This window comes from Streptomyces sp. NPDC101166 (genome assembly GCF_044768125.1).
In the GTDB taxonomy this organism is placed as follows: Bacteria; Actinomycetota; Actinomycetes; order Streptomycetales; family Streptomycetaceae; genus Streptomyces.
Map to the genome: position 1 here is coordinate 21386 of NZ_JBIWPF010000035.1, position 22233 is coordinate 43618.

Consider the following 22233-nt stretch of genomic DNA (forward strand, 5'->3'; position numbering starts at 1 on the left):
CACCGGCACGGCCCACAAGCGTGGCGTCCCGCGCGTGACTTCGACGAGCCGCGGGGGTGCGACCGGAACGGGGGACCGGTCGACCCCCGCGCGTGCTCACGCGCGCGTGCGGACCTGGATCTCCTGCCAGCCGAACGCGATGAACGACGGCACCTGCCGCAGCCCCTGCGCCCCCGCCGCGAGACTCAGCTCCGGGAACCGTTCGAACAGCGCGGGCAGCGCGGTCAGCGCCTCCATCCGGGCCAGCGGCGCGCCGATGCACCGGTGCACGCCGATCCCGAACGCCAGATGGTCGTCCGCGCCGCGCGCCGCGTCGAAGACGTCCGCGTCCGCCCCGTAGTGAGCCGGGTCCAGACCCGCCGCCGCGTACGTCGTGATGATGGCGTCCCCGGCCGGGATCGTCACCCCGCCCACCTCCAGGTCGCTCACGGCGAACCGCAGCGGCAGCGAGGCGATCGACGGGTGCACCCGCAACGTCTCTTCCACGACCGCGTCCCAGCCGATCTCCCCGGCCCGCACCGCCGCCAGCTGTCCGGGCCGCTCCAGCAGCGCCACCACCGCGTTGCCGATCAGGTTCACCGTCGTCTCGAACCCGGCCCCGATCACCAGCAGCAGCGTGTACAGCAGCTCCTCGTCGCTGAGCCGGTCCCCGTCCTCGTCGCGCACCCGGATCAGCTCCGTCGTCATGTCGTCGCCGGGGTGCTCGGCCTTGTGCGCGATGAGCCCGCCGAGCACCGTGCCGATCTGCTCCTGCACGAAGGCTGCGTGCTCCGGGCTCGGGTCGGAGGTGTCCATGATGGCCGCGATCAGCCGGGCCACGGGCTCCCTCGACTCCTCGGGCACACCGAACAGTTCGCAGATGATCCGCATCGGCAGCGGGTGAGCGAACGCGGCCTTCAGATCGACCGGCGCGCCGCCCGCCGAACTGTCCTCGAGCGCGTCCAGCAGCTCCGCCGTGATCGCCTCCACCCGCTCCCGCAGCGCCTCGGTGCGACGGTGCGTGAAGCTCGGCGCGACCAGCTTGCGCAGCCGCGCGTGATCCGCGCCGTACGTGGAGAGCATGTTGACCACGCCCACCCAGCCCAGGATCCACCCCCAGGACGGGTGCTCGCCGATCTCCGGCCACAGCCGCCAGTGCCGGCGCGGATCCTTGCTGACCCGGGGATCGAGGATGAGCTCCTTGAGCGTGTCGTACCCGGTGGGCGCCCAGGCCGGGATGCCGCCCGGCAGCTCCACCGGGACGACCGCGCCGAGGGCGCGCAGCCGGGCGCTCTCGGCGGGGATGTCGGCGCCGAACGGGTCGATGACCACACGCCCGGTGCGGGCGGCGGGATCGGTGCTGTCGGTCACGGTCACGACGGAACTCCTGACTGGTCGGGGGAGCGCGGGCTGAAACGGACGGGCAGTGCGGTCAGCGAGCGGTGGAAGGGCCCCGGACGCCAGCTCAGGCGCTCGCGGGGCAGCACCGGGTCGAGGTCGGGCAGCCACTGGGTGAGCCGTTCGATCGCCTCGGTCACCAGGAGCAGCGCGTGCTGCCTGACCGGGCAGGCGTGCGGGCCCGCGCCCCACGACAGATGCGAGGCGTCGTTCGGCCGCCGCCCGCCGGCGTCCTGGCGTTCGGAGAAGTGTCCGAGCGCCCCGTACGACACCACCACCGGCACCGCGTCGCGCAGCCACACCCCGTGGAACGACAGCGGCCGGCGCGCGTAGTAGACGCCGTAGTTGGCGAGCGGCGTCTCGTGGTGCAGCACCTCCACCACCGCGTCCGTCACCGGGCGGGCGCCGCTGGTGAGGGTGGAGTAGTAGGCGGGGTTGCCCAGAATCCGGGACAGCGTGTTGGACAGCAGGTTCGCGGTCGGCTCGTAGCCGGCGCCCAGGGTGAGGAACACCTGCCAGGTGACCTCCTCGAGCGTCAGCCCGGCGGGATGGTCGAGGAGCCGGCTCGGCAGGTCGTCGCCGCGCTGCTCCGCCTTGGCGGCGATCAGCTCCAGCACGTACCCGGCGTACTCCGCCTCGCCCTCGGCCGCGTCGGCGCCGCCCTCCATCATCTTGCCCAGGCCCAGATCGAGCCGGTCGCCCTGGCTGTCCGGGAGGCCGAACAGGTCGTTGAACACCAGCGCCATCAGCGGCCGGGAGAAGTCCGCGACCAGATCGGCCTCCCCGCGCGGCCCGATCCGGCCGGCCAGCAGCCGCACCGCGCGGTGCACCCGCGCCCGCAGGTCGTGCGGCTCCACCAGGTCGAACACATCGATCAGGGTGGTGCGGTAGCGCAGATGGGCGGCGCCGTCGGCGAACAGGGCGTTGGGCCGCCAGCGCATCATGCCCAGCACCGGCGAGTCGGCGGGGACGGTGGTCTCCCACGCGCGCGGGTCGTGCGAGAACGCCTCCGTGTCGCGCAGCACCTCCAGCGCGGCCCGCCGGTCGGTGACGACGTACGCCGGCACGCCCGGCGCGAGTTCCGCCCAGCCGACGGGGCCCTGGGCGCGCAGCGCCGCGTAGTAGCGGTGCGGGTCCGACGCGAAGCCGTCCTCCCACAGCCGCACGGGCACGGCCCGGGAGAAGTCGTGGCGGTCCGCGGGGTAGGCGCTCACCGGGCCTCCGCCGGGTCACGGGCGATCAGGTGGTCCACGAGGGCCAGCAGCGCGTCGATCGAGGAGTTGGCGTCCCGCGCGTCGCACGTCACCATCGGCGTGTCCGCCTCCAGGTCCAGGGCCCGCCGCAGCCGTTCCTCGCCGTGGTGGCGGGGCGCGTCGGGGAACGCGTTGAAGGCGACCGCGTACGGCAGCCCGCTCTCCTCCACCAGCCCCAGCACGTCGAACGACGCGTCCAGCCGACGGCTGTCGACCAGGACGAGCGCGCCGAGCGCCCCGTAGGCGATGTCGTCCCACAGCGAGCGGAACCGCTCCTGGCCGGGAGTGCCGAACAGGTACAGCACCACCCCGCCGGGCAGGCTGATCCGGCCGAAGTCGATGGCGACCGTCGTCGTCTCCTTGTCCCGCACCCCGGCCAGATCGTCCACCCCGGCGGACGCCTCACTGAGCGGCTCCTCAGTGTGCAGCGGCCGGATCTCCGACACCGAGTCGATCAATGTCGTCTTCCCCACCCCGAAGGGCCCCGCGACGAGGATCTTCACCAGGGCGTGAGCGGTGTCGGGGAGGTGGACGGAGGTGGCCGCGGTTGGCGTGTCGTCGCCCCGGGGCGGGGTGCTAGGGGTGTTTGAGGGCGCGGAGGCCATCGGCCACTCTCTTCAGCAGGTCGGGGTCGAAGCGTTCGGCGGGCGGTATCGGCTCGCGGGCGTGGACGAGGTCCCGGTCGGCGAGATCAGCCGCCAGAACGCGCACCGCGGACACCGGCAGTCTGAGCAGCGCCGCGGCCTCCACCACCGTCAGGGAGCCGCCCTCCAGGGCGTCCAGCAGGGCGAGCCCGGCGGCGGGCAGCCCGTCCGGCGGCCCGGCGCGGCGGCCGCCGGACGCGGCCCCGGGGCTGCGGGAGAGCACCGAAAGCCGCTCCAGCTGGGGACGGCTGGGCCGGGCCACGCCGCCGGTCGACAGGTACGCGGGTACCAGGGGACGGCCGGCCGGGCGGCCGGTCATGCCGGAGCGGTGTCGTCGGCTCCTCGGGGCGCGGCCGTCATGGCCTTCTCGCCGAGCCGCGCCACCTGGGAGTGCACCCGGTGCGCCAGCAGGTCCAGCCGCACCTCGCCGTCCCCGTAGGCGGCGACGCAGGTGCCGTGGTCCGTCGGCACGATCAGGACGTAGCCGTGGTTCGACTCGATGACGATCTGGCGCACCTCGGCGCGCTCCCGGTCGGCGAACGCGGCCGCCGCCGTGCGGCACGCTCCCTGCACGGTGCTGGTGATGGCGGCCACCCGCTCGGCCGACGGCTGCGAGAGCGCGTCGGTGTACCCCGTCACGAGCCCGTCCCGGGTCAGCATGACGGCGGCGACGACGTGCGGCACCTGCAGGATCGGCTCCAGCACCCATGCGGTGTCGCCCGTGTTGCGGCTGGTCATCGGGCCGCGCCTCCTTCGTCGTCGGTGGTGTTGTGGTCGTGGGTGACGCCGGCGCGACCGGCCCCACCGACGGCTGGGTCGTCCCCGGTGGCGGGGTCCGGCGTGTCGGGGGCCTCGCCCGTGTCCTCGGCGCGGGCAGGGGCCGGTGGGATCGGGGCCCGACCGGTGCGCTCGGCGCCGGCGGCAGCCGTACCGGCCTGGGTCCCGCCCGGCTGCTCGCACTCGGCGGAAGCCGGGGCCGTCGGGGTCCGGGACCCGTACGTCGCGTCCGCCTCGGCGCGGGCCGCCGCTGTGCCGGACTGCAGTGCGCCCAGCGCGGCCGCGGCGTCCTCCGGGCGGCGCGCCGCCCGCTGCGGCTCGGGCCGGCTCGTCCGCTCGGCCGGCTCCGCGGGGACGGCGACCCGGCTGCGGCGGCGGCGCTGTGGCAGCCCGTCGGCGTCGTACGGGGCGTGGTCCGGCGGCGTCTCGGGGGCGTCGGCCTCGGGGCCGTAGGAGTGGGTGGGCGCCGGGGGCGCGGTGGCGCGGGCCGCGTCCGTCCTGCTCGCGGTGCGGGTGGTGCGCGGCGTGCTCGCCGCCGGCGGTCGGGCGGCCGGGTCGAGCCGGCTCAGCAGGTGGCTGTCGACGCGCAGCACCGCGCGCACCCCGCCGTACGGGGAGGCGGAGGAGACGTCGACGCTCAGGTCGAACTGCCGGGTGAGGCGGCCGACCGCGGCGAGGCCCATCCGGGGCGGGTCGCCCAGGTCGGTCAGCAGGATGGGGGCGTCGCCGGCCACCAGCCGCTGCGCGCGCTCGTGTTCGTCGCGGGTCATGCCGAGGCCCGCGTCGTCGACGGTGACGCACACCCCGTGGTGGACGTGCTGGAGACTGACCACGACGTCGGTCTCCGGCGCGGAGTGGCGCAGGGCGTTGTCGAGGAGCTCGGCGACGATGATGGCGACGGGCTCCACCGCGTGCGAGACCAGGGCCGTTCCCGGCTCGAGATGGTTGTGGACCTGCACCCGGTGGTAACCGGCGAGCCGGGCCTGGCCGCCGGTGACCGCGTCCACCAGGTGCGACTCCTCGCGCGCCAGTCCGACCCAGGCCCCGCACACCACCGCGGTGACCTGAGCCCGGCGCAGCGACTGCTCGTTCTCGTGGTCGAGTTGGAACAGCGTCTGGGCCAACTCCGGATCGTCGTAGCGCTGTTGCAGACCGCGCAGGGCGTCCTGGAGGCGGTACAGGGCGGCCTGGATCTCCCGGGTGGCGCCGCGCATCCCGGCCTGCGCCGCCGCGTCGACGCGGGTGCGCTGTTCCACGACCTCCGCCTGGAGCGCCAGCAGCACGTTCTCCAGCGCGACGCCCACGGGCGTTCCGACGGTCAACGGCTGGAGAGGCCCGGGCACGTCCACGTGCGGATGGGCCACCTGGCGGGCCGCGGCGGACACGCGCCGCGCCGCGAGATGCTCGATCTCCGCCATGAACGACCTGTGCGTGCCGTCGAGTTGCGTGCGCAACGCGGCGATCTCGGCCCGTTGCCGGTCCCGTTGCCGTCGTGACCGCAGCAGCCCGCCGCCGAGGGCGAGCGCGGACAGTGTCCCGACGGCGAGGCCGCCGGCCACCAGGTCCGGTAGTTCGATCATCGATTCGGTTCCAGGGAGGGTCGGGCGTACCGGGGGGCGAGGGCTGAGGGGCCGGGGTGACGACCGGTTCCCGCAGCACAGTACACACCGTCACCGATCGATCTTGCCCGCTCCCATGAGACTTCGCTCCGAAAGTGACCGGTACTTGTTCGGTTCTGCGCCGACTGTCTGAATTGCCGTGCGGCACAGACGACTTGACCTGGCCACATTCCGTCCGGAAACCGGTTCGGCCCGGCCGACCGGCCGACCGGCCCACCGGCCCACCGGCCCACCGGCCGACCGGCCGACCGGCCGAGCCTCAGGCGCTGCCCGACCCGCCCCTCGACGCCGTCAGTGGCGTCTCCGTCTGACGTAGCTCCGCCAGCAACTCGTTCTGACCGGCAAGGAGTTCGGTCAGGATGCGGCGGGCCGCGCGCAGCAGCTCGGCGACGTCGCCGCCGGCGAGGGCGTAGCTGACGGTCGAGCCCTCGCGGATGGACACGACGATCCCGGAACGCCGCAGCACGGCCAACTGCTGGGAGAGGCTGGACGGTTCGATCTCGATCTCCGAGAGCAGGTCCCGCACCGCGACGGGCCCGCCCTGGAGCAGTTCGAGGACCCTGATGCGCACGGGATGACCGAGCATGCGGAAGAACTCGGCCTTGGCCTGATAGAGGGGCACCTGCATGGGTGATCGCACGCTCCCTGCCGCTTCGTGGTCCTGCGTGGTGTCGATCCTGGCGACTGAGGGCTCCGCACGCCCCGCTGATGCACTGATGTGGATGTGCCGAGTTGAAGACATTTTCAACCCACGGGCATGCGAAGCCGTCGCGGTACGCCGCCTAGACCTCCAGCTCCGTCTCGATCCGCTTCAACTGGTGGCGTGCCATGGCCAGGTTGGAGCGCTCGCGGTCCAGGACGAGGTAGATGAACAGCCCCGCGCCCTGACGGCCCTTGAGCAGCCGGATGAGGTGGTACTGGCTGCCGAGGGTGATCAGGATGTCCTCGATGTCGCCGGTCACCCCGAGGTGCTCCATGGTGCGGACCTTGGCGCGGATCACGTCGGTGTTGCCCGCCGCCGCCACGTTGAGGTCGAGCTCCTTGCCGCCGCCGAGCGTGCCCAGCGCCATGCCGCTGGTGTAGTCCACGACGGCCGCGCCCAGCGCCCCCTCGATCATGGTCATCGTCTCCTTCAGGGAGATCTCCACATTCGCCAAGGCGACTCCTCCTGCCCGTTGCACGGGACCGGGCTCCTCCGGTCCCGCTCGTGCCCCGAACGTACGAAGCGGGCGGCGCCCGGCGGCGAAGGGCTCCGGGACTGGTGCAAGAAGGTTCGGAACAGCGGGATCGTGAGTCGCTTTCTGATCGCGAACACGCGAAAAGCGACCGAACCGCCTGTGCCGCTGCTTGCGGCGGGGCAGGGGAGCGGGCAGGGTTCCGTCCCGTGGCCACCTTGCTGATCGTCCATCACACACCGTCGCCGAACTGTCAGGCGATGTTCGAAGCGGTCGTCTCGGGCGCGACGGCTCCGGAGATCGAGGGCGTCCGCGTGGTGCGCCGCGCCGCCCTCGCCGCCACCGCCTCCGACGTCCTGGAGGCCGACGGCTGTGTGCTGGGCGCGCCGGCCAACCTCGGCTACATGGCGGGCGCCCTCAAGCACTTCTTCGACCAGGTCTACTACCCCTGCCTCGACAGCACCCGGGGCCGCCCCTTCGCCTACTACGTCCACGGCGGCAACGACGTCACCGGCGCGGTGCGCGGCATCGAGGCGATCACGACGGGCCTGGGCTGGCGTCGCGCGGCCGAACCCGTCCTGGTCACCGGGGAGCCCGGCAAGGCCGACCTGGAGGCGTGCTGGGAACTGGGCGCGGTGACGGCCGCGGGGCTGACGTGATGACCGTCAGCCCCGCGGCGGACGTGATATGCGGCGGCCCCCCGCGCGAAGCCGCCGCGGCGCACGTGCCCGTCAGTCCCAGAGCGGATACGTCACCACCCGCTCGAACTGGGCGGGACGGTCCCCGGGGTACTCCAATGTGATCCGGCCGTAGCGCTCCACCCCGGCCCGCTTCTCCCAGGGCTTCGGCTGGTCCAGCCGGACGACCACACGGTAGGAGCGGAAAGTGCCCGCTGCGCAGTACGGCTTGCAGTCGTTGACGGCGTTGACGCCCGTGGCCCGGGCCGAATCGGCGTCCCAGCGGTCCCATTTCAGCGAGAGGAGGCGGCTGTTGCCGTCGCCGCAGGCCAGGATGAAGTCATGGGGCCGCACCTGCGGATCCCACAGACAGTCGACCAGGACGGGCGTCGAGGTCTGTCGCGCGGCGGGCGGCGCGACGGCGGCCGGCGCGGTCGAGGCCGTGCCGAGCGTCGCGGTGACTCCCAGTGCGACGCCGAGCATCACCGCAGTTCTCGTCCTGTGTCCGCCCATGTCCGCTCCCGCACGCCGTCCGGGAGGCGGCCGTCCGCGTCCCGTGGAGGTTCCGTTCCGACGCTACGACGGCACGCGCACGCGGGCCACTCGAACGGCCCAAGGACGCGGCGCCCGCACCTCGCCGTCCGGGCGCGCCCGGACGGGCACAGGCGGCGCACAGCGGCCGAAAAGATGTGCCGGTCAGAGTGAACTCCCAGTGGGGCATGGTCATTTCCAGCCGTTATTTTGGCAGTCTCATGACAAAAAGAGGCACCCGGTGTCACGCTGCTGCCGGACGTTCACCGTTCCTTCACGAGGAACACGTCCACGCCGCCCCCCACCTGTCACTCACCCCCCCACCTCACCCGCCGTCTCCCTTCTCCGGGCGCCCACAACCCCGCCCGCCCTGCCGTGCCGCGCGTCCGGGCCGGATCCGTCCCGCCGGCCCGTCCCCGTATCGGCCCGCCCCCGGGCCGACCGTCGCAGAAGGAGAATCCCTGTGCCCCGGCGACACCGCACCCTCCACCGGCGCAGACGCGCCGCAGTCCTCGCCGCCACGACCGTGGGCGCCCTGCTCACGTTCGGCGTACCCGCGGGATCGGCCGCCGCCGCCCCCGCCGACCCCGGTCCGGCCAAGATCGACGCCGTGCCGCGCGACGGCGCCGCCCCCGTCGCCCTCACCCCCGCCCGCCGGTCCGCGCTGGTGCGCGGCGCACAGGCCGCGGCCGGCGCCACGGCACACCGGCTCGGCCTCGGCGACCGCGAGAAACTCGTCGCCAAGGACGTCATCCAGGACGCCGACGGCGCCACGCACACCCGGTACGAACGCACCTACGCCGGACTGCCCGTCCTCGGCGGCGACCTCGTCGTCCACGTCCGCGACGGCCGCACCACCGTGAACAAGGCGAGCGAGGCGGCGCTGACGCTGCCTTCCCTGACCCCCAAGCAGACGGCCGCGGCCGCCACCGGCCAGGCCCTCGCCAGTGCCGGGAAGGCCGACGTCGCCCGCGCCGAGGCCGGCGCGGCGCCCCGCCTGGTCGTCTGGGCGGGCCGGGGCAAACCGGTCCTCGCCTGGGAGACGGTCGTCGAGGGCGTCCAGCGGGACGGCACCCCGAGCGAGCTCCACGTCGTCACCGACGCCGCCTCCGGCAAGGAGATCCTCGCCGCCGAACACGTCCACACCGGCACCGGCACCGGCCAGTACAACGGCGCCGTCGACCTCGGCACCACCCAGTCAGGTTCGACGTACCAGCTCGTCGACCCGGGCCGCGCAGGCCAGCGCACCTACGACCTGAACCGGGGCACCTCCGGCACCGGGACACTGTTCACGGACGACAACGATGTCTGGGGCGACGGCACACCGGCCGACCGTCAGACGGCGGGCGTCGACGTGGCCTTCGGCGCCGCGGCCACCTGGGACTACTTCAAGGACGTACACGGCCGCAACGGCATCCGCAACGACGGCGTCGCCGCCTACAGCCGCGCCCACTACGGCAACAACTACGTCAACGCCTTCTGGCAGGACACCTGCTTCTGCATGACCTACGGCGACGGCGCCGGCAACGTCAAGCCGCTCACCTCGCTCGACGTGGCCGCCCACGAGATGAGCCACGGCGTCACCAGCGCCACCGCCAACCTCACCTACGCGGGCGAGTCCGGCGGCCTCAACGAGGCCACCTCCGACATCTTCGCCGCCGCCGCCGAGTTCCACTCCGGCCTCACCGCCGACGTACCCGACTACCTCGTCGGCGAGAAGATCGACATCAACGGCAACGGCACCCCCCTGCGGTACATGGACAAGCCCTCCAAGGACGGCTCCTCCCGCGACTACTGGAGCTCCACCCTCGGCAGCGTCGACGTCCACTACTCCTCCGGCCCCGCGAACCACTTCTTCTACCTCCTGTCCGAGGGCAGCGGCGCCAAGACCGTCAACGGCGTCGCCTATGACAGCCCCACCTACGACGGCAAGGCCGTCACCGGCATCGGCGTCGAGAACGCCGCCGCGATCTGGTACCGGGCGCTGAGCACCTACATGACGTCCTCCACCGACTACGCCGGCGCCCGCACCGCCACCCTCCAGGCCGCCGCCGACCTGTTCGGCGCCTACAGCCCCACCTACCTCGCCGTCGCCGACTCCTGGGCGGCCGTGAACGTGGGCAGCCGCATCGCCCTCGGTGTGAACGTCGCCCCCGTCGCCGACCAGACCAGCGGCGTGGGCCAGGCCGTCTCCCTCCAGGTGGACGCCTACACCACCAACGTCGGCGCCGCCCTCACCTACGAGGCGAGCGGCCTGCCCGACGGGCTCTCCATCAGTGAGACGGGTCTGATCTCCGGCGTGCCGACCACCATCGGCGCCGGCGCGGTCACGGTGACCGTCACCGACGCCACCGGCGCGTCGGTCACCCTCGCCTTCGACTGGCGCGTCGCCTACGTCTACGCCTCCTCGGCCCGCGTCGACATACCCGACGCCGGAGCGGCGGTGGAGTCCCCGATCACCATCAACGGCCGTCCGGGCAACGCCTCGTCGGCCACCGAGGTGTACGTCGACATCGTCCACACCTTCCGCGGTGACCTGACCGTCGACCTCGTCGGCCCCGACGGCACCGTCTACCCCCTGCTCAACCGCAGCGGCGGCTCCGCCGACAACGTCGACCAGACCTTCGTCGTCGACGCCTCCGCGCAGCCGGTCGACGGCACCTGGAAGCTGCGCGTCCAGGACCGCGCGTCGATCGACGTCGGCTACATCCAGCGCTGGCAGCTGACCCCCTGACGTGACGTCAGCCGGACCACGGCCGCCCGGGTTCGTCACCCGGGCGGCCGCCCGGCCCCGCCAGCTCCGCCAACGGCGTCCCCCGGGCCCACAGCCGCAGACGGGCGCCGTCCATCAGATACGTGTGTCCCTGGCGCGCGGCCCACACCTCGTCGCGGTGCGTGAACGTGCCGCGGTGCACGACCAGCCGCACCCGGGGCCCGGGCCGCGCCCGTGACCGGCACGAGCAGGCCTCCTCCTCGTCCGGCAGCGGCTCGGCCACCGGCCGGAACACCACGTCGAGCAGCCGCCCCCGGCCGTCCCGCGCGGCGAGGTGCGGGACGTCGTGCGCCGACGGCGGCAGCACCCGCCAGCCGTCCCGGCGCAGCATCCGCGCCACCGCGAGCGCCAGCGCCCGCATGTCCAGCTCCGCCAGCTCCTCGGCCGTGTACCGGCCGCCGCGCCACCGGGCCGGCCGCCGCGACCGGCGGCCCGCCACCCCGGCCGTCGCGCCCAGCGCCACGACGGCCAGCACGGGAGCCCACACCCCCACCGCCCGGCCGGCCAGCGCCAGCGCCCCGACCGCCCCGCACACGAGCGCGACCAGCGCGGACAGGCCGGGCAGCGCCTCGCGCAGCCGCGGCCCGTAACGGCCCGCCGCACGCAGCTCGCGCACGGTCCGCCGGCGCCGGGCGCGCGAGGACTCGCCCGCCGGCGCACGCTCCGCCTCGTCTCCCCCCAGGGCCGGCACCCCCCATCCCGAGCACCATCCGTCGAGGAGTGCTACCCGCACAGTGACGACGGGCCCCGCGTCCGCCGCTTTCGCGCCACGGCCTTGGCCGAACATCGGCCCCGGTTGTCAGTGGCGGATGTCAAGCTGCTGGTCATGGACGAGGCAGACTTCATGCGGGGCAGGGTCTACGGCGCCGACCACGACGACTGGGGACCCCGCCCCGACCGCGCGTACGCCGAGCTGGTCGGCGGCCCGCTCGACGGGCTGCTGCTGGACGTGACCGACCGCGCCGACGGCGCGCCGCACGAGGTGGCGCTGACGACGGAGATAGGCCGGTACGGACCGGGCGGCCGCGCCCTGTACGCACGCCGCTCGGCGGACAGTCGCCGATTCGACTGGCGCGGCGACGCTCCGGGCGCCCCCTGACCTGCGATGCGCCCCGCCCGCACGCCGATGATGCGTCTGGGGCGTAGGAGCAGGATTCCGGGGTAAGCGCGCGGACATGAACGGGGTGATGAAGGCGGTGCGGATGGAACCTGTCCCGCCCGGCGAAGGGTTCTTCGGGCCTGACGAGGGCCCGGTGGAGACGACGGCGGCGCTGGACGGCGAGGACGGCTGCATCGCGGGGGCGCGGCATCTGACGGGGGATTTCCTCGCGCGCGTCCAACGCGAGCACGGAGTGCCGGTGTCGGCGCGGACCATGGACCTGTCACAGCTGGTGGTGAGCGAACTGGTGACCAACGCGCTGCGGCACGCGCCCGGCCCGGTCCTGCTGCACCTGCGCGTCGTCGGCGCGGCGGTGGAGATCGCCGTCTGGGACAGCGACCCCAGGATGCCGGCGCCGCGCGGCGCGGACCCGACCCGGGTGGGCCAGCACGGACTGGAGATCGTGATGGCCGTGTCGCAGCGCTTCCACGTCGTAAGGGAACCGGTCGGCAAGCGGATCGTGGCACGCCTGGACCTGCTCGACGGGCAGTGAGCCTCCGCCGACGAGAAGTCGCAGCTCGAAGACTCGTGGCGCACATGCTCGACGAGTGATCCCGGGTCTGCGGGATGGGAGACGATTCATTCGCGCCCCGCCCGACAAGATCCGTGCAGGAACGGTCGGGCAGAGGCCCCGGCGTCAACCGAGGTCGCTGGTACGGCATGTTCTGCCATGGCCGCCTACGGCGGACTGCGGTGACGATCCACGGGAGGGGGAAGTCCGTGCTGGGACTGGACGGTGTCCCCGACGTCGTCGCCGCGACGCCCGGGCGTGGTGATCGGCGTCGGCTCGCCACCGACGGTTCAGCCGCGAGTCGTGGACCGTCCGGACTCCGCATGCACCAACATGCGCTTGAGCAGAGCGATCAGGGTGTCCTGGTCGGCACGGTCGAGCGGTTCGACCATGGCTTTCTCGGCCGTCCGGCGCAACTTCATGGCGGCGTACCAGCGAGTGTGTCCGAGTTCGGTCAGTTCGACGTCGACACGTCGGCGGTCCTCGGTGCTGCGGACCCTGCGGACGAGGCCCGTCTTCTCCAAGTTGTCGAGACGGCCCGTCATTCCGGCTGGAGAGAGCATCAGTTCGGTCGCCAGCTGTGACGGGGTGGCGCGCCAAGGTTCACCCCGTGAGGCGAGGCGGTGCAGTGTCTCGAACTCGAACTCCTGGAGGCCGACTTCGGCGAGGGCTTCGTCCTTGGCGTGGCTGACGTGCTTGGTCAGGAACTGGATCCTGGTGATGATCGCTTCGATTCGCTTGTCGAAGGGCGCCTTGTGACGCCAGCGGGCGATGTGTCGGTCGACGGAGTCCTCCATCCCTTCAGTATGCTACGCCAGCAAGTATTTCGTTGACGAAATACTTGCTGGCGAAATACCGTGCGGACCATGACCTCTCCGATTCGTCGGTTGCTGGCAGGGCGCACCGTTGCGGCTTTAGCGACCGGGCTCATCCCCACCACCCTCACCCTCGCGGTCCTCCGCACCGGCTCGGCCATGGATCTCGGCCTTGTGCTGTCCTGCGAACTGCTCCCCATGCTCGTCCTGCTGCCCGTTGCGGGTGTGGTCGCCGACCGCTTCCCACCACAGCGGGTCGTGCTCACCGCGGATCTGGTACGCGCCGCGGCACAACTTGCGATCGGCGCGGAACTGCTCAGCGGCCGCGTGCGGATCTTCGATCTGGCCGTACTGTCGGCGATCACGGGCGGGGCCGTGGCCTTCGGGACACCAGCCCTCCGCACGCTGGTCGCCGCGGTGGTGGCCGGACCGGAACGCCTTCGGGTGAACGCGCAACTCGGAGCTGTACAGGGGCTCGCTCAGATAGCGGCTCCCGCAACCGTCGGCGGCCTGCTGCTCGTGGGGGCCGGGTGGTCCTCCATCCTCACCGGTGCGTTGTTCATCGCCTCCGCCACCACGCTCGGCGGCCTGCGGCAAGACCGTCCCGTCCAGCGGGCCCGGCGCAGCGCCTTCGCGGGAGAACTGCGCGAGGGGTGGGCCGAAACCCGCCGCCATCCCTGGTTCTTGGCCAATGTCCTCGGGCACGGCGTGTGGCACCTGACGGCGGGCTTCCTCCTCACTCTGGGCCCGGTGATCGCCGTACGGCATCTGGGCGGGGACGTTGCCTGGGTCGTCATCACAGAAATCGGCGCGGTGGGGATGGTCGCCGGTTTCTACGCCGCTTCCCGGCTGCCCGTCCGCCGCCCGCTGGTCGGGGTCGCGGTGGGAGCCGCTGTCTTCGCGCTCCCGCTGACGGCGTTCGCCCTGCTTCTGCCGATCCCGATCGTCACGGCTGCCTACTTCGGCGGGATGTTCGGGGTCGGTTTCCTCAGCCCGCTGTGGGAGACCACCATGCAACGTCGCATCCCCCAGGACACCCTCGGGCGCGTGGGATCGTTCGACGCTTTGATCTCCTTCGCCGCTCGACCGATCGGCCTCGCCGTCGCCGCCCCTGTCTCGGCGACCATCGGGACCACAACTCCACTGCTCCTGGCGGCGGCATTGGTGAGCGCTGCGAATCTCGCCGTACTCCTGCTCCCCGACGTGTGGGAGACACCCGGCACACCGACCTCACCGGCCGAACGAACCGACCGGCAGGATGCGCCGCGAGCCGCGTAGGCACGGCTCGGCGAACCGGCGAGGCAGCTCTCGCACCGTTACGCGCAGCCTTCGGTACGTGTGCAGGTCACCGTGTCCTTGACGGCCTCGCCCGTGCCGTCGTTCACGTGGTATTCGACGACCACCCGGCTCGCGCCTCCGTCCACCTGGGAGAAACTGATCGTCTGCGGGCCGAAGGAGCGGTCCCCAAAGGAGCAGAAGTCGGTGGACGAAGCCGTCTGCCGGCTTCCGTCGGCGCCGGTGGCGATCAGCCGCACGTAACGGCAGCCGCTGACCGCATGGTTGTTCCCTTCGAAGACGACGGAGCGATTGACCCACGTCAGCCGGCCGGTGGCGACGCTCTGCCCGTACGCCAGGCGGAACTCGGTCACCGCGTCCCGCGCCGTCCGGTCGTTGACGCAGCCGCTGCGCGTGCACGACTGCGTCCCCTTCGTGGCGTAGGTGTCCCCGCCGTCCTCCGAGATCCAGTAGGTCACGGCGATCTCGACGATCCCGCCCTGAACGCCGGGAAACTCGATCTTGGTCGGTCCGAAGGGATGGTCCGCGTCGGTCCCGCAGAACGGGCTCGTGGTGTTCCTCTTCGACGTATTGTCCGCCGCGGTGGAGACGAGCTCCACGAACCGACAGCCACTGACCACGTGGTTGACGCCCTCGAAGCTCGCGGACCGCTCGAACCAGGAGATCGCGCCGGTCGCGACGCTGCTGCCGTAGGTCAGCCGGAACGTCTTCACCGGGCCCGGATCACGCGTCGTGGCGGTGCAGGTCCCGCCGACGCGGGTGCACTCGACGGTGCCCGCCGTGGCGTAGGGGCCGTTCACGGTGTCCGCCTGCCAGTAGGTGATCTGGACACGGGCGGGCGGAGAACCTTCGGGGAAGGTGACTTTCTGGTCGAAGACGCGTCTGTCGCTGTCCGGGTCGGTGACGGTGCAGTAGCGGCTCGACGTCTGCCGCTGCCTCGACCCGTCGGGCATGAACATCACCGCTTCCGCATAACGGCAACCGCTCTCGACGACGTTGGCACCCATGAAGCTGACCTGCCCGGGGTACCACCGCAACGCACCCTCGGCGTAGCTGTTTCCGTACGACACACGGAACTTCGAAAAGGGATTCACGGCGGACGGCGTGATGTCCGGCTGCATCCGGTCGATCGACACCATGTCGAAAACGCCCCAGTAGCCCTCGGCCCAGGACTCGTCAGGATCCTGGACCCCGGCGGTCCGCACATGCGTGAAGGCCTCCACGCCGACCCACCCCTGGAACCTCCCGGCGTCGTCGATGACCTGGAGCATCGGCCGGGGATGAGAGTTGTAGGCGTAGCAGTCGCCGTTGCGCGCAAGGTTCTGGCACCAGTACTCCTCGATGTTGCGGCGGCCTCCGCCGACCTCACCGATGTACCTGACCCGATCCCAGTCGGGGGGACCGTTCTTGGGGCAGACACTCGCACCGGGCTGGAGGTAGCCGATGCACGCGGCGCCCCGGCACCGCTTCCAGGGATCCATCGGGTTGTCACCGGCCACGCCGCCGAACGTCCAGTCACCGCCCGCACCCTGACGGGACACGACGCCCTTGTTGCCCACGACGAAGGCCCCGCGGTAACGCTGGGCACTGTAGCCGGGGTCGGTGAGCAGGTCGCTCATGGATGCGCGGGTGCCGGAGTCGAGCCCGGCGTTGCTGCCGTAGCCGACGCCGAACGTGGCGCCGTAGTCGGAGAAGGGGACGGCCGAGGAGGGAGTGGGGACGTCGACTCCCTCGGTCACGTACTCCCCGTAGAAGGTGGGGCTCTTGATCCGGGCCGCATTGCCGCCCGCCAGTCCGGTATCGATCGACCAGTGCTCGACGAGGTCCTGCATCGGCGTCCCGTCGGCCTTCTTCTCCCACGTCACGGTCAGACCGCTGCCCACCACCTGGAAGCGGCCCTGGAACCCGCCCGGGGGCCCGGCGGAGCCGTCCTCGTAACCTGCGACCGTCCGGATCGGGCACGTCGGTACGTCCCCGCCGCAGTCGGCGGTCATGGCGTTCTTCCGCACCGGCTCGTCCCGCTGGTTCCACTTCCAGTAATGGGTGGCGACCGTGCCGTCCGTGTGGAATTCGTAGTACCCGAGGCGTACCCAGTTGTGGTAGTCGTTGCCCGCCTTTGTGTCGATACCGCCGACCGACACCACCCAGTTCTTCTTGCCACCGGGCAACCCGGGAGAAGGGGGGTCCGCCTGCGCGGGCGCAGCAACGACCACCAGCAATCCGGCCACCAGCGCGAACACCCCGAGGAATGCTCCCGCCGCTCTCCTGAGAAAACGAGCACTTCTGTACGACCCGTAGGACCTGCGCGTCATCATCTGTTCCCGCGTCGAGTGACACCCCGTAAGCTTCTGGCCGCATGAGTATTTCCTGTGCGGGAGATGTTGTCACCGTGATCCTCATGAGTCGGCCAGGCAGGCTTCGTTCTCCGGACCGATCGCAACGGCCGCACACCCGTTCGGAGTCCTCCGCGGGGCCGCACCGCCACCCGGACCGCACCCGACTCGGGGACGGATGATCATGAAGTGGTGCAACTTTGAAAAGGGCTTCGGTTTCATCGCCCAGGACGGCTACGGATGCGACGTCCGACGCAACGGGGATGCGTCGGTCGCGAGACTGCCCCGAGACGCAGCCGTGCCGGCCCCGTGGGTCCGGCACGGCTGACAGCGCGGATCGTGCCACCCGCCGTGGCGAGGGGCGTCGCTCGGAGTCGCGGCCCCCGGCCACTGCGCAGTTCTGCTCAGCACACCCGGGTGCCCTGCCATCGGCGAGACCGTGGTGCGGCCCGTCGCCGGCAGGATGCGGTGGCTCAGGTTCAGGGGCGCCAGGGCAGGGTGGCGCAGTTGGACCTGGCCGGCTTGCCGTCCAGCCGGTCGGTCAGCCAGGACAGCGCCTCGCCCTGGTCGGCGAGGAGCGGAGTGACGTGGTTGAGGAGGCTGTTGCCCAACGGCAGCAGGGCGACGGATTTGTAGGTGACGTCGACGCCCTCGGCGCACCAGTCGACGGCGAGCCGGCGTGCCTGGGCGTGCGGCACGAGGTCGTCGGCGAGGCCGGTCGCGACCCGCACCGGGGACGTGGGCCGGCGGGCGCCGATGCGCTGGTCGGCCAGGAACGCCTTGAGCAGCGGCTCGGAGCGGATGATGGCGCCGATGGGCTGTCCGTCCGTGGTCCAGGTACTGCTGCGCACCCCGTTGTAGGAGAACAGCGCGTCGCCCACGCACATGGTCGACAGGTCCTTCATGGCCGCCTTGCCTGCCGCGTTGAGGTGCGCGTCGGCGATCGGCTTCAGCTCCGGGTCCGACTGCACGAACCCGTTGACCGACCAGCCCAGCGCACCGGCCAGACCGCTGCCGTCGATGGCGTCGGTGACGGCGGCCAGGTCCGCGGGCGGAGCGCCGGCGTAGGTGCCGGCGAGCGGGACGTCGGGTGCGTAGGAGGGCTGCAGTTCGGCGGCGGCCGCGGTGGCGCCGCCTCCCTGGCTGTAGCCGTACAGCGCCACCCGTGAGGCGTCCGTGAGCGACGTCCCGGGCAGGGACCGCGCCGCGCGGACGGCGTCCAGCACGGCGTGCGCCCCGTCGACCCGGTTCACGTAGGTGTGCAGCCGGTCCGTGGCGCCCAGTCCGGCGTAGTCGGTGACCACGACGGCGACGCCCTGGGCGAGCAGGCGGTAGACCGCGAGGAGCTCGTAACCCACGGACAGCGTCTGCCCGTTGAGGAGCACCGGGTGTTGCAGCCCGAGGGAGGCGGAGCACTGGTCGCCCTGGCCCATGGTGCCGGGGGCGACGGCGACGAGCGGCCGGGGACCGGCGCCCCTCCAGGTCGCGCTCGGTTCGATGTAGGCGCCGGTGACGGCGACGGGCGCTCCGCCGGAGTCGGTGGACTTGTACATCAGCCGGGTCGCCTTGCCGGGCAGCGGGCCGTCGACGCCCGGCAGGCTCAGGGCGAGGGGCAGCCGTTCGCTGCGGACCAGGGCGCCGTCGGCGGCGGGCAGCGAGGCGGGCGGGTTGTAGAAGACGGGGATGGTGACGCCGCGCGAGACGACGGCGTCGTCGGACGGTGACGCGGCGGCGGCCGGGACGGCCGTGGCGCCGAGACACGCGGCGACCGTGACGGCCGCCGCCAGCAGGCGGGGGGAAGCGGGCATGGCGGACCTCCGGAGGGGGAGAAGGGAGGCCGAGCCTTCCTCTGCGGCTCGGGTGGGGCGGCGGCCCGGTGGGGGAAGGGCCGCCCGGCACGCGTTCGTTGCCGAATGCCGGGCATTCGGCTCACTGCTATTGGACGAACTGTCAGGACCGTAGCGGCAGCGGGGTTACCGGGGGTACCAGCCGGTAGGTTACGGTTCAGTAATATCGCTGCGAGCGTCGTGTTCATGACTCCGCGTAGATCGACACGGCGGACAAACCTGCCGCTGATCGAGTGGTGACCGCCCGGACGTGGGCGTACGGTCGAACGGTGGACCTGACGGTGGACACGAACCTCCGCCGCATTCTCCCCAGGGGCCCGCCGCCGAGCGGGCGACACGTCATGAGCAGCGCTCCGCAGCACGCCTCCGCGACCGACACCGCCGCCCGTCAACAGGGCGGCGGCGCAAGCGTGATGGCGCTGCTGGTCATCGCCTCGTGCCAGCTGATGGTGGTCCTCGACATCACCATCGTGAACATCGCCCTGCCCGACATCCAGCGGTCCCTGGACTTCTCCACCACCAGCCTGTCGTGGGTCGTCAACGCCTACACCCTCACCTTCGGCGGACTGCTCCTGCTCGGCGGCCGCGCCGGCGACATCCTCGGCAGACGGCGGGTGTTCGTCTTCGGCGTGCTGCTCTTCGTACTGGCGTCCCTGCTCGGCGGGTTCGCCCAGAGCGAGGCCCAACTCCTCGGCGCGCGCGCCCTGCAGGGCGTCGGCGGCGCCATCGCCTCGCCGACCTCGCTCGCGCTGATCAGCACCACGTTTCCCGAAGGGCCGGAACGCAACCGGGCGTTCGGGGTGTTCGCGGCCGTCTCGGCGGGCGGCGGAGCGATCGGGCTGCTCGCCGGCGGCATGCTCGTCGAATGGCTGAACTGGCGCTGGGTGCTCTTCGTCAACGTCCCCATCGGCCTGCTCATCGCGCTGGCCGCGCCCCGCTGGATCAAGGAGTCCGAACGCCACCCCGGACACTTCGACGTCGCCGGCGCGCTGACCTCCACCGGGGGCATGGTCCTGCTGGTGTACGGCTTCATCCGCGCCGCCCAGGACGGCTGGCGCGACCCCCTCACCCTGGCCTCGTTCGCCGGCGCGGTCGTCCTGCTCGTCCTGTTCGTCCTGGTCGAGCGGCGCTCCAGGCAGCCGATCACCCCGCTGCACATGTTCGCCGACCGCAACCGCGCCGGCACCTACGGGATCATGCTGTGCCTCGCCGCCGCGATCTTCGGCATGTTCTTCTTCCTCACCCTGTTCGTGCAGAACGTGCTGGACTTCAGCCCGCTGCTGGCGGGCGTGGCCTTCCTGCCGGTCAGCGCGGTGATCGCGGTCGGCGCCGGGCTCGCCTCCCGCTTCCTGCCGGTGTACGGGCCCAAGCCCTTCATGGTGCTGGGCGCCGTCCTGGCCGCCGGGGGCCTGGCCTGGCTGACGCTGACCGACGTCCACTCCACCTACGCGGGCAGCGTCCTCGGCCCGATGCTCGTCTTCAGCCTCGGCATGGGCATGGAGTTCGTCTCACTGACCCTGATGGCGCTGTCCGACGTGCCCGCGCGGGAGACCGGCGCGGCCTCCGGGCTGCTCAACGCCATGCAGCAGGTGGGCGGTTCACTCGGACTGTCCATCCTGGTCACGGTGTTCGGCACCGCCAGCGGCAACGAGGCGCAGCGGCAGATCCCCGGCTTCCTCGCCCAGGCCACCCCGGTCGAACAACTGCGCTTCCGGCGCACCGGCGAACTCCCGCCCCCGTGGGCCGACGAGGTCCTCACCGCCGGAGTCTCGGCGGCCTTCGTGATGGCGGCCGTCTTCACCCTCCTCGCCGCGGTGATCGCCGTTCTCGTCATCCAGGTACGCCCGTCCGACCTGGAACGGCTCAAGGGCGACGGCCCGGGCCCACTCCCAGGAGCGTGACCCCGACCGGTGCGCTCGCAGCGAGCGGATGCCGAGTTGCCGGGTGGCCGTCTTGGAGGGGGCCCTCCCGCTATTGGTAGCAGCCCCAATCGGCACCGTCCTTGCGAGCCTCAAGGTCACGCTTTGCCCAGAACCAGTCACACGCAAGGCGCTTGTCAATCTTCATCTGACATTCCCAATTGTTCCTTGCGGCCACCGCGTCGACTCCGAGTCTCCGACCGAAGCGCTTCAAGCAGTAGTCGGACATGTCCCATATCCCACCCTTGAGCAATTTGGCGGAAGTGAAGCATTTACCGTCGACCCTGTTGCCGGATGTGGCGAAATGCAGACCCGTTTCCTCATATCGCCAGTTGCAGACTTCATCCATGACCATGGGTGAATAGCAAGCCTCTTCGGTATTGTCCTTGAAGCCGTAAGACTGGCAGTACCCGGTAAGGTCCATTCCCCCCACGCGATCGTCTTTGACGAGCCGACTCAGACCAGTCGCGGGAGCGGAGAACCATACGACCAGGGCAACTACCGCGAGCAGCACCGCAACAGTCGTCGCACTGAACGTCTGCTCCTTCCAGGCATTTTTCACGAGTTCCCGCAGGGATCGCCGCTCGATCGACGGCGGGATCTCCTTGAAAAGCACGGGTATGACAACGCCTGCCGCGAACGCGAGAGCGATCAAGAACACTGCACCAGCCGATGCGACCCAGCTCTCGGGCGGCCAGACGCTTGGCGCAAGAGCCCCACCGACGACAGTGCACAAACTCACGAAAATCGCCGACAGCACAAATAGCAGGACCCGATAGACAGTTCCGGTCTCTCGCCCACCGACGCTCATTCAAACGTCTTTCTAGGATGTCTTTCCGTGATCAATTGACCCGCAGCATGTCATACGACTATGTGCGAGCTATGTCACGCGTCCTTTTGCCACCCAAAAGAGTGACGCGGCGTGAGATGTTGACTGAGCCTTTTCGGCCGGCCTGGCTCAGCACCCGGTGAGTGCGCCGCCCGCTCTCGGGCGGACTTGTCATGTCGTCTCGGGCTTGGTGCGGCGGGCGTGGGCGCGGTCGCCGCAACGGGTGGAGCACCAGTGGCGGCGACCGTGGCGGAGCAGGCAGCGACGTCAGCGGCGACAACGCCTCCCTCGACGTGTTCAAGGAGATCGCCGGACGCTTTGCGCCCGTCGACACCGCCGTCCTCTTCGCCGGAGCCCCGCGCTTCCCCGTGTTCCTCGACGGCGCGCTGATCGTCCTCGACGGCAACGGGGCCTGTGGGGGCCGCCCAACTCCTCGGCGCCCGCCGCGTGGTGCCCCTCCACCACGACAGCTGGGCCCACTTCACCGAAGGCCACAACGAACTGGAGGCCGCCTTCGCCGCCGCAGGACTGGCCGACCGCCTCGACGGGGGCCGGCGCGCCTGAGCCGCCGGCGGACACCACCGCGCCGGCCCACGGCAGGCTCCTAGGTCGTGTCTTCAATTGATCTTGAGTGGTGGATCATGGTTGGGTGATACGTCGACATGAACTGTCCGATGAGGAGTGGGAGTTCCTCCGTC

The 22233-nt window shown here is 71.4% G+C and carries 20 protein-coding genes and 2 pseudogenes; 7 read left to right on the forward strand and 15 right to left on the reverse strand.

What is annotated here, in order from left to right:
• Positions 1-96: 96 nt before the first annotated feature.
• The 8 genes from ACIRS4_RS34900 to ACIRS4_RS34935 form a co-directional block, all read right to left on the reverse strand.
• Entirely contained in the window at positions 97-1356 is a 1260-nt protein-coding gene (locus ACIRS4_RS34900; protein WP_404203729.1) for a cytochrome P450, read from the reverse strand.
• On the reverse strand, positions 1353-2591 hold the full coding sequence (locus ACIRS4_RS34905; RefSeq protein WP_404203731.1) for a cytochrome P450: 1239 nt from the start codon (positions 2589-2591) through the stop codon (positions 1353-1355). The genes ACIRS4_RS34900 and ACIRS4_RS34905 overlap by 4 nt, the downstream gene beginning before the upstream one ends.
• Positions 2588-3235 (reverse strand): GTP-binding protein, encoded by a 648-nt coding sequence (locus ACIRS4_RS34910; protein WP_404203733.1) that lies wholly within the window; start codon positions 3233-3235, stop codon positions 2588-2590. The genes ACIRS4_RS34905 and ACIRS4_RS34910 overlap by 4 nt, the downstream gene beginning before the upstream one ends.
• Positions 3207-3593: a DUF742 domain-containing protein gene (locus tag ACIRS4_RS34915; protein WP_404203735.1), complete on the reverse strand. Its 387-nt coding sequence runs from the start codon at positions 3591-3593 to the stop codon at positions 3207-3209. Before ACIRS4_RS34915 ends, ACIRS4_RS34910 begins: the two co-directional genes overlap by 29 nt.
• Positions 3590-4012 (reverse strand): roadblock/LC7 domain-containing protein, encoded by a 423-nt coding sequence (locus ACIRS4_RS34920; protein ID WP_351099423.1) that lies wholly within the window; start codon positions 4010-4012, stop codon positions 3590-3592. Before ACIRS4_RS34920 ends, ACIRS4_RS34915 begins: the two co-directional genes overlap by 4 nt.
• A complete protein-coding gene (locus ACIRS4_RS34925; protein WP_404203738.1) occupies positions 4009-5631 on the reverse strand; it encodes a sensor histidine kinase in 1623 nt (540 codons plus the stop codon). Before ACIRS4_RS34925 ends, ACIRS4_RS34920 begins: the two co-directional genes overlap by 4 nt.
• Positions 5632-5929: 298 nt before the next feature.
• Positions 5930-6298: an ArsR/SmtB family transcription factor gene (locus tag ACIRS4_RS34930; protein WP_404203740.1), complete on the reverse strand. Its 369-nt coding sequence runs from the start codon at positions 6296-6298 to the stop codon at positions 5930-5932.
• Between the two features lie 154 nt (positions 6299-6452).
• Positions 6453-6827 carry a hypothetical protein gene (locus ACIRS4_RS34935; protein ID WP_351099432.1) on the reverse strand — a complete coding sequence of 125 codons (375 nt, stop codon included), beginning with the start codon at positions 6825-6827 and terminating at the stop codon, positions 6453-6455.
• 227 nt (positions 6828-7054) lie between these two features.
• On the opposite strand from ACIRS4_RS34935, the gene ACIRS4_RS34940 reads away from it, so the two are divergent.
• Positions 7055-7504: a flavodoxin family protein gene (locus tag ACIRS4_RS34940; RefSeq protein ID WP_404203742.1), complete on the forward strand. Its 450-nt coding sequence runs from the start codon at positions 7055-7057 to the stop codon at positions 7502-7504.
• A gap of 72 nt (positions 7505-7576) precedes the next feature.
• On the opposite strand, the gene ACIRS4_RS34945 is transcribed toward ACIRS4_RS34940, so the two are convergent.
• The gene (locus tag ACIRS4_RS34945) at positions 7577-8035 is read right to left on the reverse strand and encodes a hypothetical protein (RefSeq protein WP_404203744.1); all 459 of its coding nucleotides are present in this window, start codon (positions 8033-8035) and stop codon (positions 7577-7579) included.
• 481 nt (positions 8036-8516) lie between these two features.
• On the opposite strand from ACIRS4_RS34945, the gene ACIRS4_RS34950 reads away from it, so the two are divergent.
• Positions 8517-10787 carry a M4 family metallopeptidase gene (locus ACIRS4_RS34950; RefSeq protein ID WP_404203746.1) on the forward strand — a complete coding sequence of 757 codons (2271 nt, stop codon included), beginning with the start codon at positions 8517-8519 and terminating at the stop codon, positions 10785-10787.
• A gap of 7 nt (positions 10788-10794) precedes the next feature.
• Here ACIRS4_RS34950 and ACIRS4_RS34955 read toward each other — a convergent pair whose 3' ends face one another.
• Positions 10795-11517 carry a hypothetical protein gene (locus ACIRS4_RS34955; protein ID WP_404203748.1) on the reverse strand — a complete coding sequence of 241 codons (723 nt, stop codon included), beginning with the start codon at positions 11515-11517 and terminating at the stop codon, positions 10795-10797.
• A 135-nt stretch (positions 11518-11652) separates the two neighbouring features.
• Between ACIRS4_RS34955 and ACIRS4_RS34960 the strand changes: the two genes are divergently transcribed.
• Both ACIRS4_RS34960 and ACIRS4_RS34965 read left to right on the forward strand, forming a co-directional pair.
• Positions 11653-11925, forward strand: a complete 273-nt coding sequence (locus ACIRS4_RS34960) for a hypothetical protein (protein WP_404203750.1) — start codon at positions 11653-11655, stop codon at positions 11923-11925.
• A 76-nt stretch (positions 11926-12001) separates the two neighbouring features.
• A complete protein-coding gene (locus ACIRS4_RS34965; protein WP_404203752.1) occupies positions 12002-12478 on the forward strand; it encodes an ATP-binding protein in 477 nt (158 codons plus the stop codon).
• Between the two features lie 308 nt (positions 12479-12786).
• Here the strand turns inward: ACIRS4_RS34965 and ACIRS4_RS34970 are convergent, their stop codons facing one another.
• Positions 12787-13293 (reverse strand): MarR family winged helix-turn-helix transcriptional regulator, encoded by a 507-nt coding sequence (locus tag ACIRS4_RS34970; protein WP_404203754.1) that lies wholly within the window; start codon positions 13291-13293, stop codon positions 12787-12789.
• A 69-nt stretch (positions 13294-13362) separates the two neighbouring features.
• Between ACIRS4_RS34970 and ACIRS4_RS34975 the strand changes: the two genes are divergently transcribed.
• The gene (locus ACIRS4_RS34975) at positions 13363-14589 is read left to right on the forward strand and encodes an MFS transporter (RefSeq protein WP_404203756.1); all 1227 of its coding nucleotides are present in this window, start codon (positions 13363-13365) and stop codon (positions 14587-14589) included.
• A gap of 38 nt (positions 14590-14627) precedes the next feature.
• Here ACIRS4_RS34975 and ACIRS4_RS34980 read toward each other — a convergent pair whose 3' ends face one another.
• Both ACIRS4_RS34980 and ACIRS4_RS34985 read right to left on the reverse strand, forming a co-directional pair.
• The gene (locus ACIRS4_RS34980) at positions 14628-16847 is read right to left on the reverse strand and encodes a hypothetical protein (RefSeq protein ID WP_404203758.1); all 2220 of its coding nucleotides are present in this window, start codon (positions 16845-16847) and stop codon (positions 14628-14630) included.
• 572 nt (positions 16848-17419) lie between these two features.
• A complete protein-coding gene (locus ACIRS4_RS34985) occupies positions 17420-18748 on the reverse strand; it encodes an alpha/beta fold hydrolase (protein ID WP_404203760.1) in 1329 nt (442 codons plus the stop codon).
• A gap of 452 nt (positions 18749-19200) precedes the next feature.
• Here ACIRS4_RS34985 and ACIRS4_RS34990 point away from each other — a divergent pair, with 452 nt between their 5' ends.
• Positions 19201-20688 (forward strand): MFS transporter, encoded by a 1488-nt coding sequence (locus ACIRS4_RS34990; RefSeq protein WP_404203766.1) that lies wholly within the window; start codon positions 19201-19203, stop codon positions 20686-20688.
• A 70-nt stretch (positions 20689-20758) separates the two neighbouring features.
• Here ACIRS4_RS34990 and ACIRS4_RS34995 read toward each other — a convergent pair whose 3' ends face one another.
• Together ACIRS4_RS34995 and ACIRS4_RS35000 are read right to left on the reverse strand one after the other, a co-directional pair.
• Entirely contained in the window at positions 20759-21517 is a 759-nt protein-coding gene (locus tag ACIRS4_RS34995) for a hypothetical protein (RefSeq protein WP_404203762.1), read from the reverse strand.
• Between the two features lie 189 nt (positions 21518-21706).
• A pseudogene (locus ACIRS4_RS35000) lies at positions 21707-21799 on the reverse strand (CGNR zinc finger domain-containing protein); the annotation flags it as partial.
• Between the two features lie 2 nt (positions 21800-21801).
• Here ACIRS4_RS35000 and ACIRS4_RS35005 point away from each other — a divergent pair.
• Positions 21802-22099 (forward strand): annotated as a pseudogene (locus ACIRS4_RS35005) (MBL fold metallo-hydrolase); the annotation flags it as partial.
• Positions 22100-22233: the final 134 nt, after the last annotated feature.